This is a genomic window from Cohnella algarum, from assembly GCF_016937515.1.
In the GTDB taxonomy this organism is placed as follows: Bacteria; Bacillota; Bacilli; order Paenibacillales; family Paenibacillaceae; genus Cohnella; species Cohnella algarum.
The window spans coordinates 3,562,161-3,577,871 of the sequence record NZ_JAFHKM010000002.1; the positions used below are offsets into that span (position 1 = coordinate 3,562,161).

General features: G+C 58.8%; 14 protein-coding genes. 10 read left to right on the forward strand and 4 right to left on the reverse strand.

Annotated elements, in window-relative coordinates:
- Positions 1–634: 634 nt before the first annotated feature.
- Positions 635–1,840 carry a ParB/RepB/Spo0J family partition protein gene (locus tag JW799_RS29345; protein ID WP_205430630.1) on the reverse strand — a complete coding sequence of 402 codons (1,206 nt, stop codon included), beginning with the start codon at positions 1,838–1,840 and terminating at the stop codon, positions 635–637.
- A 296-nt stretch (positions 1,841–2,136) separates the two neighbouring features.
- Here JW799_RS29345 and JW799_RS15950 point away from each other — a divergent pair, with 296 nt between their 5' ends.
- From JW799_RS15950 to JW799_RS15970, 5 genes are all read left to right on the forward strand, one after another.
- Positions 2,137–3,054, forward strand: coding sequence for an ABC transporter permease (locus tag JW799_RS15950; RefSeq protein WP_080834385.1), 918 nt, complete (start codon positions 2,137–2,139; stop codon positions 3,052–3,054).
- 43 nt (positions 3,055–3,097) lie between these two features.
- On the forward strand, positions 3,098–3,979 hold the full coding sequence (locus JW799_RS15955) for a carbohydrate ABC transporter permease (RefSeq protein WP_080834382.1): 882 nt from the start codon (positions 3,098–3,100) through the stop codon (positions 3,977–3,979).
- A gap of 48 nt (positions 3,980–4,027) precedes the next feature.
- On the forward strand, positions 4,028–5,629 hold the full coding sequence (locus JW799_RS15960; RefSeq protein ID WP_205430631.1) for an extracellular solute-binding protein: 1,602 nt from the start codon (positions 4,028–4,030) through the stop codon (positions 5,627–5,629).
- 154 nt (positions 5,630–5,783) lie between these two features.
- Positions 5,784–6,761: a LacI family DNA-binding transcriptional regulator gene (locus tag JW799_RS15965; protein ID WP_080834378.1), complete on the forward strand. Its 978-nt coding sequence runs from the start codon at positions 5,784–5,786 to the stop codon at positions 6,759–6,761.
- 21 nt (positions 6,762–6,782) lie between these two features.
- Positions 6,783–7,922, forward strand: coding sequence for a pectinesterase family protein (locus JW799_RS15970; protein ID WP_205430632.1), 1,140 nt, complete (start codon positions 6,783–6,785; stop codon positions 7,920–7,922).
- A gap of 186 nt (positions 7,923–8,108) precedes the next feature.
- Here JW799_RS15970 and JW799_RS15975 read toward each other — a convergent pair whose 3' ends face one another.
- The gene (locus JW799_RS15975) at positions 8,109–9,155 is read right to left on the reverse strand and encodes an anthranilate phosphoribosyltransferase (protein WP_205430633.1); all 1,047 of its coding nucleotides are present in this window, start codon (positions 9,153–9,155) and stop codon (positions 8,109–8,111) included.
- Positions 9,152–9,772 carry an ANTAR domain-containing response regulator gene (locus JW799_RS15980; protein ID WP_080834372.1) on the reverse strand — a complete coding sequence of 207 codons (621 nt, stop codon included), beginning with the start codon at positions 9,770–9,772 and terminating at the stop codon, positions 9,152–9,154. Before JW799_RS15980 ends, JW799_RS15975 begins: the two co-directional genes overlap by 4 nt.
- 339 nt (positions 9,773–10,111) lie before the next feature.
- Here JW799_RS15980 and nirB point away from each other — a divergent pair, with 339 nt between their 5' ends.
- From nirB to cobA, 3 genes are read left to right on the forward strand one after another with little or no spacing between them, the layout of a single operon-like run.
- Positions 10,112–12,538, forward strand: coding sequence for a nitrite reductase large subunit NirB (gene nirB / locus JW799_RS15985; RefSeq protein ID WP_205430634.1), 2,427 nt, complete (start codon positions 10,112–10,114; stop codon positions 12,536–12,538).
- A gap of 18 nt (positions 12,539–12,556) precedes the next feature.
- Positions 12,557–12,868, forward strand: a complete 312-nt coding sequence (gene nirD, locus JW799_RS15990) for a nitrite reductase small subunit NirD (protein WP_080834368.1) — start codon at positions 12,557–12,559, stop codon at positions 12,866–12,868.
- A gap of 42 nt (positions 12,869–12,910) precedes the next feature.
- Entirely contained in the window at positions 12,911–13,687 is a 777-nt protein-coding gene (gene cobA, locus JW799_RS15995) for a uroporphyrinogen-III C-methyltransferase (RefSeq protein WP_080834366.1), read from the forward strand.
- Positions 13,688–13,824: 137 nt separating this feature from the next.
- Here the strand turns inward: cobA and JW799_RS16000 are convergent, their stop codons facing one another.
- The gene (locus JW799_RS16000) at positions 13,825–14,430 is read right to left on the reverse strand and encodes a C40 family peptidase (RefSeq protein ID WP_205430635.1); all 606 of its coding nucleotides are present in this window, start codon (positions 14,428–14,430) and stop codon (positions 13,825–13,827) included.
- Positions 14,431–14,709: 279 nt separating this feature from the next.
- On the opposite strand from JW799_RS16000, the gene JW799_RS16005 reads away from it, so the two are divergent.
- Positions 14,710–15,006: a LiaF transmembrane domain-containing protein gene (locus JW799_RS16005; protein ID WP_080834362.1), complete on the forward strand. Its 297-nt coding sequence runs from the start codon at positions 14,710–14,712 to the stop codon at positions 15,004–15,006.
- A 33-nt stretch (positions 15,007–15,039) separates the two neighbouring features.
- Positions 15,040–15,708, forward strand: a complete 669-nt coding sequence (locus JW799_RS16010) for a PspA/IM30 family protein (RefSeq protein ID WP_205430637.1) — start codon at positions 15,040–15,042, stop codon at positions 15,706–15,708.
- Positions 15,709–15,711 lie beyond the last annotated feature (3 nt).

A 15,711-nucleotide genomic window follows, 5' to 3' on the forward strand; every position in this document is an offset into this window, starting at 1 on the left:
GCGGCGCGGACGTGGTGCACCCAGTACGCTACATGGAGGAAATCCGACGCTGGCGGAGCGAATGTGATGCATCCAGTACGCTACATGGAGGAAATCCGACGCTGGCGGAGCGAATGTGATGCATCCAGTGCGCTACATGGAGGGAGTTCGGCGCTGGCGGAGCGAATGTGGCGCATCCAGTGCGCTACATGGAGGGAGTTCGGCGCTGGCGAAGCGAATGTGGCGCATCCAGTGCGCTACATGGAGGGAGTTCGGGGCTGGCGGCACGAATGTGGTGCATCTAGTGCGCTACATGGAGGGAGTTCGGCGCTGGCGGAGCGAATGTGGCGCATCCAGTGCGCTACATGGAGGGAGTTTGGCGCTGGCGGCACGAATGTGATGCATCCAGTGCGCTACATGGAGGGAATCCCGCGCTGTGGGCGCGAATGTGGTGCATCCAGTGCGCTACATGGAGGGAATCCGGCGCTGGGGGCGCGGATGTGGTGCACTCGGTTGCGCATAGCAAGGGGCTGCGCCGCTCGCGGAACAACATCCGCCGCGGCACAGCCCCTTTGATTGCCGATGAAGTACGAACGGTACGGCAAGCGTTTTAAACCCGTCCGCAGGACGAAACGGCGGCGGTCGCCGCCGCCCGCTAAAGGCGCGCGGAATCCGCGGAGCGGCTCCCGGCGATCCGATTTCCGGCCGCCGTCCATTCCGCCAGGCGCCGCTCCAGCTTCCCGGCCAGCGCATGCACCTGCTCGGCAAAAGCTTCCCGCGCCGCCGGGTCCATCGACTCCGCCGCCCGCTCGAGCGCTTCCGCGGAGAGCTCCGCTGCCGACAGCGCGGCCAGCAGCGCCTGCATTCCGGCCCGGACGGCGGCCTCCGCGGATGCAGGCGTTTCGCCGCCGCCGCGCGCCGTTCCGTCCGTTTCGGCCGGGGCGGCACCCGAGCCGGCGGCGGCAGGTCCGCCGGCATCGGTCCCGCTCTCCGCCGCGCCCGCGGGCTCCTGCGCCCCGGCTCCGGCCGCTTCCCGCGCCGATCCGTCCCCGCCTTCCCGTTCGGCCGCTTCCTGCCCGGGTCCGCCTGTTGCCTCCCGTCCGGCCGATGTACCGGCTCGGGCCTTCGGCTCGGGCTTTTTGCCGCGTTCGGCCTTGTTGCTCTCGTATACCGACCACGTTTCCAGCAGCGCGGGTCCCGTCTTGTACAGCAGCTTGGCTTTGGTGGCGTCCGAGATGTCCGGATCCTTGAACAGGCGGGCGATCCGCTTGATGTCGCCGACGGGAAGCTCGTCCCGCGCGGCGGTCAAGGCGAGGGAATCCCGGTACTCCATCGGCAAGTCCTTGAGCGGCAACGCCTGATCCTCGGTCAGCCGGTCCTTGCGGATTTCGGTTCCCTTGACGATCAACTCCCGCACGGCCGGTCCGAAGTTAAGCAGGTCGCACTTTTTCTTGATATAGCTTTCGGTTTTGCCCAGCTTGGCGCCCAAATATTTGAGCGAGCTGTTGAACGCGGATTCGTGCAGCAGCTTATGGTAAGCTTCCGCCTCTTCGATCGGGGAAAAGCCTTCGCGCGTCAAATTCTCGGCGACCTGCTCCAGATAGATTTCCGTCGCGTCCGTCGCCGCAGAGACGATGCAGGGGATGGAGGGAAGTCCGAGCGTCTTGCAGGCGAGATAGCGCCGGTTGCCGTAAATGATCGTATACCTTCCGTTTTCCGCTTTCCGCACCTTGATCGGAGACAGCAGGCCGAGCTGTTCGATGCTGCGGGTCAGCTCCTGCAACGCCTCCTCGTCGAAGCGGGAACGGGGCTGATGCTTGTCTTCGTCGATAAGGCTCAGGTCGATTTGAACAATGTCCATGGGCATCTCCTGTTTTAGAGTGGCAATATATGTATTATATATCGGACAAGTCGTTTCGTCATATTTCGAAATTGTTATTGCATAAAACGGCAGCCGCTGGTAGAATGAAAACACAATAATTGAAAGCGCTTCAAATCGCGCTATAATTACAACGTTGTAATTAAAGGTCGATTGGAGGGAACGGGGTGGAAAAACGATACTTTTCATAATTTTTTTGTTTTCGTTTCGGATTAAAATTCAAACGTTGTAAAATAACCGATTCGCGCCGCGGAACGGGAACAAGGAGTGCCGGCACGATGGAGAATCGAAAGCCGAAACTGCTTCATCTGATCAAACGGGATAAATATTTGCTGTTGATGTTTGCTCCCATCTTCGTCTATTACGCCGTATTCATGTATTTGCCGATGCCTGGAATTGTAATCGCCTTCAAGGATTTTGCTCCAGGGCAAGGCATTTGGGGCGGGGAATGGGTCGGGCTCAAGTGGTTCGGGCAGTTTGCCGATTCGATTTACTTCTGGCGGCTTATCCGCAATACGTTTCTGCTCGCTTTTTACCCGCTGCTGTTCGGCTTCTGGATTCCGATTCTGTTCGCGGTCTGCATCGTCGAAATTAAAAACCGCGCGTTCAAGCGCTTCGCCCAGACGGTTACATATTTGCCGCACTTTATATCCACCGTCGTCATCGCGGGCATGATCATCAACTTTTTGTCGCCGACGGACGGCATCGTCAATTCGTTTCTCGCCAGGCTCGGCATGGAAAAAATCAACTTCATGATGGAGCCGGGCTGGTTCCGCGCCATCTTCACCGGTTCCGAAATCTGGCAGAGCTTCGGGTTCAGCTCGATCATCTACATCGCCGCCATTATGGGCATCGATCCGGAAATGTACGATTCCGGCAAAATCGACGGCGTCAACAAGTTTCAGGAGCTGTGGCATCTGACGCTGCCGAGCATCAAGCCGACGATCGTCATTCTGCTGCTGCTGTCGCTCGGCGGACTGATGAGCGTCGGGTTCGAGAAGGTGTATCTGCTTTATAACGGCTCGACCTACGAGACGGCGGACGTCCTGTCGACCTACGTTTACCGGATGGGCATCGAAGGACAAAACTTCGGGCTTGCCGCCGCGATCGGCCTGTTCAATTCGCTCGTCACGTTCATCCTCGTCTTTGCGGCGAACGCGCTGTCAAGGCGGGCTACGAACCTGTCGTTATGGTAATGCGGCCATTCCCGCCCCATCTCGAGGCAAAGGAGCCAATTCAATGAGAAAATCGCCGGCAGACCGCACGTACTATTCGCTGGTCTATCTGATGACCGTTGCGGCCGTCATCGCCACGCTTTATCCGTTCCTGTACGTGCTCAGCGTTTCGTTCAGCTCTGTAAGCGCTATTGACAAACAGCAAGTGTGGCTGTTTCCGGTCGACTTCACGTTTGACGGCTACAAAATGGTGCTGCAGTACAAGGAAATCTGGACTTCCTACTACAACACGATCTGGTACACCGTCGTCGGCACGGCGCTGAACCTGTTCGCCACGTGCCTGGCGGCTTTCCCGCTGTCCCGCGCCAAGTTCTTTTTGCGGCGCAAGCTCAATTTTTTCATCGCGTTCACGATGTACTTTTCCGGCGGCCTCATCCCGGCGTACATGCTCATCACCTCGCTCGGCTTGTACAATACCCGTTGGGTGATGGTGCTTCCCGTGCTCGTCTCGACGTTTAACGTCATGATCTGCCGCTCGGCGTTCGAGAGCATTCCGGGCGAAATATTCGAGAGCGCCAGTCTGGACGGGGCCAACGACCTGACGATTTTGTACCGGATCGCGGTTCCGATCATCAAGCCGACGCTGGCGGTGCTCGGGCTCTATTATGCCGTGTTCCACTGGAACAACTTCTTTAGCGCGTTGTTGTATTTAGGCAACCAGGAGCTGCAGCCGCTGCAAATTTTCCTTAGGCGGGTGCTCGTCATGGCGTCGCCGGAAATTATGCAGAAGATGGGCGGAGGGACGTCGACGAGCGCGCTCGCGGTGTCGACCCTGCAGGTTCGCTATGTGTCGATCGTCGTCAGCATCGTGCCGATCGTCATGATCTATCCGTTCATCCAGCGCTATTTCGTTAAGGGCATCACGCTCGGGGCAGTAAAAGGGTAGCCGCCCTTTTCTGTATATAGCTTTCCAAACTACGAGGAGGGAAGAAAAATGGCAAACAGAAGAAAAGGGTTGGTCTGCGCGGCAGGTCTGGCGCTGCTCGCACTGGCGGTCGCCGGCTGCTCCGGCGGCGGAAGCGAAGCGAAGGGGAGCGCGACGCCGGCAAGCGGCGGGGCGTCCTCGTCGAGCTACGTCTATACGGGCTCGGGGCCGATAACCGACGCGCCGGAGAAGCTGACGATTCTCGCGACGAACGCCTGGACGACGAACGTCGACCTGGCCACGGCGGAAATCGTCCGGACGATCGTCGACAAGGCGGGCGTGACGGTCGACTGGCAGCTGCTGCCGCCGCAAAATTACGCCGATGCGGTCAGTCCGCGGCTCGCTTCCGGCATCGATCTCCCGGATATCGTCTATCTGCCCGACCAGGATCAGCTGATGAAGTACATTAAAAGCGGCTTGTTTCTTCCGATCGACGAGTATTACGAAAAATACGGCGTGAATCTGAAAAAGCTGTACGAGCAAAATCCGGACATCAAGGCAAGCCTGACGACGCCCGACGGCCGGATGAACTACGTGCCGCAGCGGGTGCTGACGAAAAACTACATGCCGCTGTTCATGGTCAACACGCGCTGGCTGGACGCCGTCGGCCTCAAGGAGCCCGCCACGCTCGACGAGTTCACGGAGATGCTGCGCAAATTCAAGACGGACGACCCGAACGGGAACGGCCAGGCGGACGAAATTCCGTTCTCGCTCGATCCGAAGTTTTTGCCGATGGCGTTCGGGCCCTCGTTCGGCATGGATCTGTATACCCAGTTTTACGCGGACGACGCGGGAAAAGTGCATTTCGGCTACTATGAGCCGGCATACGAGGACTATTTGACGTATTTGAACGGCTTGTACGGGGAAGGGCTGCTGCCGGTCGACTTCGCGAGCACGACGAGCGATCAGGTGACCTCGCGGTTTTCCCAGAACGTCACGGGCGCCACGTTTAACTTCAGCTGGTACACGTCGATGGTGTACAGCCCGCTGTTCGAGGATTACGACCCGAACGTGCCGCTGATCAAGGGCATCGCCCCGCTGGCCGGACCGAACGGGGACCGGTTCTACGTCGGCCGGACGCCGGTCAGCGGCATTTTCGGCATCTCCAAAAACGCCAAAAACCCGGAGCTTGCGTTCAAATTCCTCGACTACGCTTCTTCGGAAGAGGCGCAGACGTATTACACCTGGGGGATCGAAGGCGTCACGTACGAAATCGCGGACGGCAAGAAGCGGTTTACGGAGCAGGGCAAAAGCAACGACTTCATCCAGAAGCTCGGCATCGGCCCGGTGAACCTGCCGAACTCGCAATCGACCGAATCGACGGACGTGCTGGTGGCGCCGTGGCATGCGGAAATTGACAAGGAGATGGAAAAGTATATTAAAGCGCCGTTCCCGTTCGTCTACGCCCTGCCGGAGGAAGCGAGCGTGGAGAGCCAGTACATGACGGATATTTCGACGTACGTCGAAGAAATGCACTACAAGTTCATCACCGGACAGGAGAACCTGGGCAATTTCGGCAAATACATCGCCAATCTGCAAAAAATGGGCATCGAGCAAGTGATCGAGGTCAAGCAGGCGCAGTACGACCGGTACTTGGCCGCCAACGCGTAACAAAAGCCGAACGGAATGGAGAGCGGCGCGGGGAGGCGTCGGCAGACACTTCTCCGCCCGCTTTGAAAGCGCTAGCCTTCGAGGGGAAATTTCGGTATTGTTAGGGTAACGGAGAAGTTTGACGGTTCGGTCGGAAAGGGCGTGAACGCAAGCGATGATCACGATCAAGGATATCGCCAAGCTGGCGGGCGTAAGCTACAGCACGGTGTCCAAGGCGCTAAACGGCAATCCTCTCATCAAGCCGGCGACGCGGAAGAAGGTGCTGGAAATCGCCGAAAAGCATCAGTACCGGAAAAATATTTTGGCCACCCAGCTTTCCTCCGGCAAAAGCAATATTATCGGGTTTGTCCTTGACGAATTGAGCAGCAACCCGCTGTTCGCGCATATGTCCAAAAGCTTGCACCAGGAGCTGAGAAAGCGGGGCTATCAGATGATTCTCGTCGTCTCGATGGACGGCTACGAAATTTTCAGCCAGCTGCGGGTCGACGGGTGCATCTTCTGGGACTATCGGCCCGGCAAGCATAACGATTTCATGAAGGATTTTTCGAACCTGAGCATTCCCTGGTTCTCGCTCGGCGCGGATGACAATCCGAACTCCCCCTACATCATGATCGACCGGAAGGAAGGGATTTACAAAGCGGTGGAATTTCTTCACGCGTTCGGCCACCGCAGAATCGGCTTCATCGGCAATTCGCAGGACATCAAGCTCGAAGGCTTCAAGGAAGCGCTTCGGCGCCTGGGGCTCGGGTTCTCGGAGGACCACGTGCTGCCGGCGCACTCGAGCTGGGAAGACGGCTATTTCGCCGTGCGTCGTTTCCCGTTCGGGGAAGGATCGCCGACCGCGTTTATCGGCTTGAACAGCCTGGTAACGAGGGGGGCGCTTCGGGCGCTGCTTGAGGCGGGCTTCCATGTGCCGGACGATATTTCGTTGATCGGCTACGACGATTTGCCGGAAATGCAAAACGCCGAGGTCGCCCTGACGACCGTCGGCCCCCCGCTGGACGAGATGGCCGCCCAAGCGGCGGAGCTGATCGTGGCGCTGATTCGCGACGAGCCGGCGGAATACCCGATCGTGGTTCGGCCGCGAATCCAGCAGCGGAATTCGGTCGCGGCGTGCAAAGAAGAGAGATAGCGGGAGGGGGAGAAATCGGCGATGAGTCATGAGAGGGACCGGAATCCGGCGTTTCACCTTGCGGAAACGGCGGCGAGGCGCAGCTTCGTCGTCGCGGCGGACGGCAGCGGGGACTTTGCGTCCGTTCAGGCGGCCGTCGACGCGATCCCTCCGGATTTTCCGGAACGGGTGACGATTTTCATACGTCAGGGCGAATACCGGGAAAAGGTGTTTATCGACCGCCGGAAAGTCAGCCTGATCGGCGAGGGAGCGGATCGGACGGCGATCCGGTGGGACGATTACGCCTTGAAGACGTTTCCGGACGGAGAACCGTACAACACGTTCAACACGTATACGCTGTTCGCGGGCGCGGACGATTTCATCGCGGAAGACTTGTCGATCGTCAACGGCGCGGGCCGCGGCGAGGACGTCGGACAGGCGGTAGCCTTGTACGCCGACGGCGACCGGGCGGTTTTCCGGCGGTGCCGACTGATCGGGTGGCAGGATACGCTGTTTACGGGGCCGCTGCCGCCGAGCCCGGTCGAACGGGCGACGTTCGGCGGCCCGAGAGAAGGAGCTCCCCGCCGGCCCTCGCGCCAATACTACGAGGACTGTTACATCGAGGGCGACGTCGATTTCATTTTCGGGTCGGCGACGGCGGTGTTCAACCGGTGCGAGCTGTTTTCGAAAGCCCGCCGGGAATCGCCGGAGGACGGAGAAGACCGCGTTCACGGCTGGATTGCGGCGCCGTCGACTCCGGAGGACGCGGCTTTCGGCTATTTGTTTTTGTCGTGCCGTCTGACCGGCGACGCTCCGCCTCGCTCCGTCTACCTCGGACGCCCTTGGCGCGATTTCGCGAGCGCGGCGTTCGTGCGGTGCGACATGGGGGCGCATATCCGGCCGGAGGGCTGGCACGACTGGGACAAGCCCGGCGCGCGGCGGACGGCGCGATTCGCGGAATACGGCTGCGCCGGCCCCGGCGCTCCGGGCGGACACGGCCGGGCGGGAGCCGCGAACGGCGCCGCGCCCGAAGGGCGGACGGCGGCCGCGCGGGTCGATTGGAGCCGTCAGCTGACGAGCGAGGAAGCGGACGAAATGACCGTTGACCGGGTGCTTGCCGGCGCGGACGGCTGGAACCCGCTTGCCGCAAAGCCGGGCATGCTCGAATTTGGCGGCGGATAAGCGGGTTTCGGACGCAGAGAATCGCAGAGGACCGCCCTTACGGGCGGTCCGAATCGGTTTTGCCGTGAAAATGCGGAGGCCGGCTCCCAATGTCCGGTTCGCTCCCGGCCGATCCGCATGACCGGCGCCAAGAGGGTCGGCCCCTGCAGACTGCCGCTTGCGGCGCCCTGCGGCCAGCCGCAGCAATCAAACGCTGCTCGCCTCCCGGGTTCCGTTGCCGAGCATCGCCTGTTTCCAACGGGAATATACGTCCCAGGCGTCGCCTTTGTCGAGCAGCGCCTTGCACGTGTACAGCCCTTCCTCCACCGACTTGACCTTGCCCGTCAGGCTCAGCCTCACGGCGCCGTTCAGCAATACCTGATTGTAGAACGCCATGTGGCCGCCGCCTTGCAGCACCGCTTCCGCGGTGCTCAGCTGCTCCCGGGCGTTCCACTGCGTTTCGGGAACTTCCGTTTCCAGGCCGATCGCCTCGGGGTCGACGATGTTCAGCTCGAATGCTTCGTTTTCAACCGCGTAAACGCGGGTCGGCCGATCGATGAACAAGTCCTCGGAGCCTTCCGCGCCTTGGACGATCAGCGCTTTTCTGTAGCCGAGCTTGACCATCAGCCGCGAGAGGCGGTCGAACACGGTATTGTGGTAGATGCCGAAGACAAGGTAAGGAGAAAACGAAAAGTCGATCAGCTTCTCCGCCGTATTGAAGATGGTCCTCATGCCGATCTCCTGGCGGAGCGGGCGAATCCGGGCCAGCGGCGGACACCATTGCTCCGTCGGGACGAACAGAACGCCCGTCTGCGCCGCGGCTTCGACGCACCGCTCCGACGACAGCGTCTCCGCGTTTATGCCGGCTTCCTTCAGCAAATCGAGCAGCGTGACGCCCCATTTCGGCGGCAAGGAGGCGGACCCGTGCAGCGTAACGGGCATCCCGGCGGCGGCAAGCAGGAAGGCGGTCGGAAAGGTCGCGATAAACGAAGTTTTGCGGCCGTCGTACGGTCCGGCGAAATCGATTCCTTCGTGAACGGGCCGGCGTTCGGCATATTTGCGGCAGACGGCCACGAACGCCTCCAGTTCTTCCACGCTTTCCAGCTTGATTCTCTCGGCTGCCAGAAACGCTCCGATTTGCGCGGGCGTGGCCTGCAGGTTCAAGATATATTCGGCAGCCTGAAAGGCCTCGTCGTAAGTAAGGTCCCGGGCGCCTCGCTTGCCTCGCGCGACTTCCTTCAGCAGTTGGATCATTTCTTCGCCCTCCCTTGTTTTTGATCCTGCAGCAGCTCGTAAACTTTGACAATCGAGGTGGCGACGTCGACCATTCGCTTTCGCTCGTTCATCGCCTGCTTGCGAAGGAGGTCGTAAGCTTCGGATTCGGAAATGTTTTTGACTTTGCAGAGCACGCCTTTGGCCATATCGATCCACTTCCGTTCCTCAAGGCGCGACAGAAGCTGCTCCCGTTCCTTGTTCCACTGCTGGCGCTCGAAGCATTGCTTGGCTCCGAAATGCAGCGCCCAATGAACCTCCTGCGGAAGCATGGACGGGGACAAGATGCCGTCCACCATAATCCGGTCTTCGCAAGCCTCGACGGACAAGGTGGCGGTAGAATCGCTGCACCACCAGAGGATGGGAACGATCTTTTTTTGCAAAAGGGAGCTCGACCAGGACTGAATATCCGATATCGGGATATGCAGGATAGAGGCGTCGGCGTCGCGCACCCGGTCCAATGCGAGCGATGGATCATCCGCCGTCTCGACCAGATAACCGCAGGAACGGAGAAGGTTTTCCGGCAGCGAAACGGATTCGGCAGACGGCTTTCGTTCCGGTGCTGTGGACTTATTATAAATAACCAGCAGGGAATGCATGAACCGACGCCCCTTTCTTATCGGTATCTAATAATAAACGCCTATTTATGTTGCAATTTCGTGACGAAAAAGTCTTGCGTTAATTTATATAACACAAACCCCTTGCTTTTGTCGATAATTTGCCCAAATCATATTTTTCATGTGATTTTTATTGACGTTTTCGAAGCGATAGTGTATATTTTTCATAATAAAACCGAATCATTTCACGAATACAAAGGGGTATTCGGAAGAAGAGGCAATGGAGCCTGCTTCACTTCAAGCGATGGGAAACGTCTGTTTTCCCCCGCGAAGTGGAGCGGGCTTTTATGTTTTGCGGATACAGAGAGGAGAGGGAAACGCATGACCAACCGCCAAAAACTGGTTCTCGTCGGAAACGGAATGGCCGGGGTGCGCGCGATCGAGCATTTGCTGAAGCTGACTCCCGACGCTTACGACATCACGATTTTCGGAGCCGAGCCGTACCCGAATTATAACCGGATCGCGCTGTCTTCCGTGCTTGCGGGGGGAGCGGATATGAAGGATATCATTTTTAACGATTTGAATTGGTATTCGGAAAACAACATCCGCTTGTTTATGGGGCACGCCGTCACTCGCATCGATACGGCGCGGCGCAAGGTTTTTTCCGACAAGGGAGCCGAAGCGGAGTACGATTCCCTCATTTTGGCCACCGGTTCCAATCCGTTCATGCTGCCCCTTCCCGGCGCGGACAAAGAGGGCGTGATCGGATTCCGGGATATTAAAGATTGCGAAATCATGATGGAAACCTCCAAAACGTATAAAAAAGCGGTCGTCATCGGCGGCGGCCTTCTCGGGCTCGAAGCGGCGAGAGGCCTGCTCAATTTGGGCATGGACGTCTCCGTCGTGCACATTCACGAACATATTATGGACCGCCAGTTGGATACGGCCGCTTCCATGATGCTGCGCCGGGAGCTTGAAAGCCAGGGCATGAAATTTTTGCTCAAAAAGCATTCCGAATCGATCGTCGGCCGCAAACGGGTGCAGGCTTTGAAGTTTGCCGACGGCTCGCAAATCGAAACGGATTTGATCGTCATGGCGGTCGGCATCCGGCCGGACGTCAAGCTCGCGAAGGCCTCCGGCATCGAGGTGGACCGGGGCATCGTCGTCAACGATTATATGGAAACGAGCGTTCCCGGCGTATATGCCGTCGGCGAGTGCGCCCAGCATCGGGGAATTTTCTACGGGCTCGTCGCTCCGCTTTACGAGCAGGGGGCCGTGCTCGCCAAGCGGCTTGCGGGAGTCGAGACGGAAGGCTATGCGGGCTCGGTTACGTCGACCAAGCTCAAAGTATCGGGCGTGAACGTATTTTCGGCGGGCGTTTTCAAGGAGCCGGAGGGTGCCCGTTCGCTGCGTTACCAGGACGAAATCGACGGCATTTACAAAAAACTCGTCATTCAGGACGACAAGCTGATCGGAGCGGTTCTGTTCGGCGATACCGGCGACGGCGCCAAGCTGTTTTCCCTCATTAAAAAGGGCGAATCGATCAAGGGCCGGGAAAAGGAGCTGCTCGGCATCGCGGCCGGCGGCCAATCGGAGTCTTCGGCGAGCCGTCTGGAAGCGATGGCGGACGACGAAATCATTTGCGGCTGCAACGGCGTCTCGAAAGGCGCGATCAAGGACGCGATTCTTTCCAAAGGCTGCACGAGCGTCGGCGACATTAAAGCTTGCACGAAAGCTTCCGCTTCCTGCGGCGGCTGCAAGCCGGAAGTCGCGGAGCTGCTGCAAATTTATGCCGGCGATAAAGTCGTGTCCGTCAAGGAAGGCATTTGCGGCTGCACGACGCTGAGCCGGGACGAAATCGTCGCCGAAATCAAGCGCATGGGCCTGAAAACGATCAAAGAAGTGATGAACGTCCTGGAGTGGAACAACGAAGAAGGCTGCTCCAAGTGCCGTCCTTCCCTGAACTATTATCTTGGCATGCTTTGGCCCGAAGAATACAAGGACGAGAAAGAATCGCGGTTCACGAACGAGCGGTATCACGCCAACATCCAGAAGGACGGAACGTATTCGGTCGTTCCCCGCATATACGGCGGGGTCACGTCCCCCGCGGAACTGAAGAAAATCGCGGAAGTGGCGGAAAAGTTCGAAGTGCCGCTCGTCAAGTTTACCGGCGGACAGCGGATCGACCTGCTCGGCGTGAAAAAAGAAGATCTCCCCAAAATGTGGGAAGAGCTGGATATGCCCTCCGGACACGCATACGGGAAGGCCCTTCGCACCGTCAAGACGTGCGTCGGATCGACCTTCTGCCGCTTCGGCACCCAGGACGCGATGGGGATGGGCATTCGGCTGGAAAAAGAGTTCGAGCGCCTGAACACTCCCGCCAAGGTGAAGCTGGCCGTATCCGGCTGCCCGCGGAACTGCGCGGAAGCGACCATCAAGGATTTCGGCATCGTGGCGATCGACGGCGGCTGGGAGCTGCATGTCGGCGGCAACGGCGGCGTTCACGTCCGGGCGACGGATCTGCTCTGCGTCGTCAAAACGGAGGACGAGGTCGTCGAATGGGCCAGCGCGTTCCTTCAATATTACCGGGAAAACGCGCAATGGAACGAACGGACCTCGAACTGGGTGGAACGGGTCGGCCTGGACAGCATCAAGCAGGCATTGGAAAAGAAGGAAGACCGGCTTGCGCTTCAGGAAAGAATCAAGACGGCGCTCGGCGTAACGAAGGACCCGTGGAAGGAAATCGTCGAAGAAAAGGAATTGCGCAAAAATTTCGAACCGCTCGCCGGCGTTCCGGCATCCGTTTGAGCCGAGGGGAGGATTACAATGAACAAGCTGCTGGTTGGGAACGTCGCGGAAATCGATAAAAAGGGCGCGCGGACCGTCCGGGTGGACGATTTGGAAATTGCCCTGTTTCGGCTCTCGGACGGAGACGTTCTGGCGGTTGAAAACAAATGCCCGCACAAAGCGGGGAAGCTTTCGGAAGGCATGGTGTGCGGAAGCACGGTGCATTGCCCGCTGCACGACTGGAAAATCGATTTGCGGGACGGGCGCGTGCAAGAGCCGGATACCGGCTGCGTCACGACGTTCGACGTCGAAGTCGATTCGGCGAGCGGGTCGATCTACGTTAAGCTGTAATCCGGCGAAAGCCTGATTCGGATCAAGGGGAGGACGGGAGCGATGGCCGGAAACAAGCCCGGGTACGTATCGATCGTCGGAGCGGGGCCGGGAGATCCGGAGCTGATCACGCTGAAGGCGCTGCGGCGGATCGAGGCCGCCGATGTCCTTTTGTACGATCGTCTGGTTAGCGAGGAGCTGCTCGACTATGCAAGAGAAGATGCGGTTCGCGTCTATTGCGGAAAGGCGCCGGGCCGGCATGCGATGCCGCAGGAGCGGATTCAGGCGCTGATGATGGAGCACGCCTCGCAGGGCAAGCATGTCGTCCGGCTGAAAGGCGGAGACCCGTTCGTCTTCGGCCGGGGCGGAGAGGAGGCGCTGGCCATGGCGGCGGCGGGCATTCCTTACGAAGTCGTGCCCGGCGTCACGTCGGCCATCGGAGCTTCCGCTTCAACCGGCATACCGTTGACGCATCGGGGGCTCGGGGCATCCGTCGCCATCGTCACCGGCAGCCGCTGCCACGATCACGACGCCCCCGTCCGCTGGGACAAGCTTGCGGACGGCGTCGATACGCTCGTCATTTATATGGGCGTCAGCCAGTTGGGCCATATTCGCGAGCAGCTTCTGCTTTACGGGAAAAACCGGCAGACGCCCGTCGCGCTCATCGAGCGGGGAACGACAAGCGGTCAGCGGGTCTGGACCGGCACGCTGGACAACGTCGAAAAGCTGGCGGCGGCCATGAAGCTGAGCAACCCCGCCCTCATCGTCGTGGGAGAAGTCGTCAAGGTGCGGGAACGGCTGCTTCGGCTCGACGAGGAAGTCAGGTCTCGAATCGGGTAGCCGAAATAGCGGGAGGTCGTTATTTTGCCCCGCGCGACGGGGCCCGATACGGGATCGAAGCAAAATATCGTCCCCTTTAGACAGAAGAGGCCGTCCCTAAGGTCCATTTTGACCTTTCGGAACGGCTTCTTTCGTTTTTACAGCGCGCTGCCTCCGAACAGGAAGCGGTGCTCCCACGAATTGCCCACGATCGAGGTGACGGTCACGCCGCCGCTTTCGACGGAGTACGTGTGCAGCAAATTGCCGTCGCCAAGGTAAATTCCGACGTGCGTAATGCGTTCGCTCGATTTGTCGATTCCCGCATAGTCGGCTTCGTCTCCGCCTTTGTATTCCATAAAGAACACCAGATCCCCGCGCTTCAACTGGCCGATGTCCGTGACGACGGAACCGTTGTTTTTCACGTAGTCGCCCTGGGCCCTAGAATCGCCCGGCAGCGTGACGCCGAGCGTTTCCCTGAAAATCCAGCGCAGGAACGAGGAGCAGTCGAACGCCGCGTCCGACTCCCGGTCCGCCCCGAATTCGTAAGGAGTTCCTTTATATTTCATGCCCTCGGCAATAACTTGTTCGATTTTGGACGAATCGGCAGCCGGAGTTGCCGCATTCGCGATGTTGCCTTGTTCGTTCGCCTGGCCGACGTCTGCGAATTTCGCAGCCGGCGCCGCCGCGGCATGACCGGCGGATGCGCCAAATGAACCCGCGGCCGCGATCCCGAAAGCAAGTATCGATAGTCCAAGAAGTTTCATTTCAGCACCTCCATCAGGTAGTACCTATACGCTAACACAGGCCGGCGGCCGGATGTAACCCTCAAATGTTGCCACCGCATCCGCACGCTCCGATCCGGCCGCGTCCGCAAGCCCGATCCGCCTGCGGTCCGAAGGCGGTCGACGTCCTCGACCACAGTCTAGGCCCAAAAACATTCGCGGGTCCGTTATGCCGAAATCGCGTTCGGTTTACAATGGGTTTGTGAGGTAAACGAATCGGCTGGCCCCAAGCCCGTCGAACTGAAAAAGGAGGTGCAGCCATTGAAAAAAGGAAACGGATTGGCCATCGTGCTCATTCTCATCGGCATCCTGCTGCTAGTCGGCAAACTCGGCAACCTGTTCGGATTTTTGATCGGCCTGCTGATTCCGCTGCTCGTTATCGGATTGGGCGTAATCGGCTGGAGAAACGGCAACCGATTTATCGGCGGCATCCTGATGGTCATCGGCGGTTTCATGCTGCTGGGCAAATTGTCCGCCGTCATCTTTTGGATCGCCGCGATCGGCCTGATTGTTTTCGGAATTACGATGCTGACCCGTAATCGGACAAGACGAATATAGTCGACGCAGACTTTTTAATGAAGGAGGAGCGATATGAGCGTCATCAAACGGGTTCGTGACATGACCGTTGCCACCTTGAACGACAGGTTGGAAAACTCGGAAGACCCGGTCCGCCTGATCGATCAGTTTTTGTGGTCGACCCACCAGGAAATCGTCCAATGCGAACAGTTGCAGCGCCAATACGCCGCGCACACCGAACACCTGCTCAGGCAATGGAAAGATGCCGTCCAATGGAAAAACCGGCGCGAGGAACAAGCGCTTACGGCTTTGAAAGCAGGAGAAGAACATGTCGCCAAAATGGCGCTTCAAGATAAAGTCGCTTTCGAAGAGAAGGCGATCCGATATGAAGGTCTCTACGAACAAAGCAAAGGCGAGCTTGCCGAACTGGAGCAGTTGCTGCAAGAATTGAGAGACGAATATCGGCTCGTATACGATCAGCGCCAATTTTATCTTGCCCGAATGGAGTCCTTGCGGCTGCAGCAGAGGCTTAACGCGAGATTCGGGCCGGGAGCGGCGGAAGGCCCCGCCAACATGTTCCGCAAGCTGAACGACCGCCTGACCGATATCGAGCTTGAAACGAAGAGCTTGCGGGATTTGCGCCGAATGGGCCAGGAAACGTCTTATCACGAGGGAACGGCCGCCCAGAACGCGATCGACCGCGAGCTGGAGCAGCTCAAACGCAAACTGCAACAAGGAGGTTAACGA

Excerpts from the sequence above, each read along its gene's own strand:
- JW799_RS29345 (WP_205430630.1), bottom strand. The coding sequence starts at position 1,840 with ATGGACATTGTTCAAATCGACCTGAGCCTTATCGACGAAGACAAGCAT.
- JW799_RS15950 (WP_080834385.1), top strand. The coding sequence starts at position 2,137 with ATGGAGAATCGAAAGCCGAAACTGCTTCATCTGATCAAACGGGATAAA.
- JW799_RS15955 (WP_080834382.1), top strand. The coding sequence starts at position 3,098 with ATGAGAAAATCGCCGGCAGACCGCACGTACTATTCGCTGGTCTATCTG.
- JW799_RS15960 (WP_205430631.1), top strand. The coding sequence starts at position 4,028 with ATGGCAAACAGAAGAAAAGGGTTGGTCTGCGCGGCAGGTCTGGCGCTG.
- JW799_RS15965 (WP_080834378.1), top strand. The coding sequence starts at position 5,784 with ATGATCACGATCAAGGATATCGCCAAGCTGGCGGGCGTAAGCTACAGC.
- JW799_RS15970 (WP_205430632.1), top strand. The coding sequence starts at position 6,783 with ATGAGTCATGAGAGGGACCGGAATCCGGCGTTTCACCTTGCGGAAACG.
- JW799_RS15975 (WP_205430633.1), bottom strand. The coding sequence starts at position 9,155 with ATGATCCAACTGCTGAAGGAAGTCGCGCGAGGCAAGCGAGGCGCCCGG.
- JW799_RS15980 (WP_080834372.1), bottom strand. The coding sequence starts at position 9,772 with ATGCATTCCCTGCTGGTTATTTATAATAAGTCCACAGCACCGGAACGA.
- nirB (WP_205430634.1), top strand. The coding sequence starts at position 10,112 with ATGACCAACCGCCAAAAACTGGTTCTCGTCGGAAACGGAATGGCCGGG.
- nirD (WP_080834368.1), top strand. The coding sequence starts at position 12,557 with ATGAACAAGCTGCTGGTTGGGAACGTCGCGGAAATCGATAAAAAGGGC.
- cobA (WP_080834366.1), top strand. The coding sequence starts at position 12,911 with ATGGCCGGAAACAAGCCCGGGTACGTATCGATCGTCGGAGCGGGGCCG.
- JW799_RS16000 (WP_205430635.1), bottom strand. The coding sequence starts at position 14,430 with ATGAAACTTCTTGGACTATCGATACTTGCTTTCGGGATCGCGGCCGCG.
- JW799_RS16010 (WP_205430637.1), top strand. The coding sequence starts at position 15,040 with ATGAGCGTCATCAAACGGGTTCGTGACATGACCGTTGCCACCTTGAAC.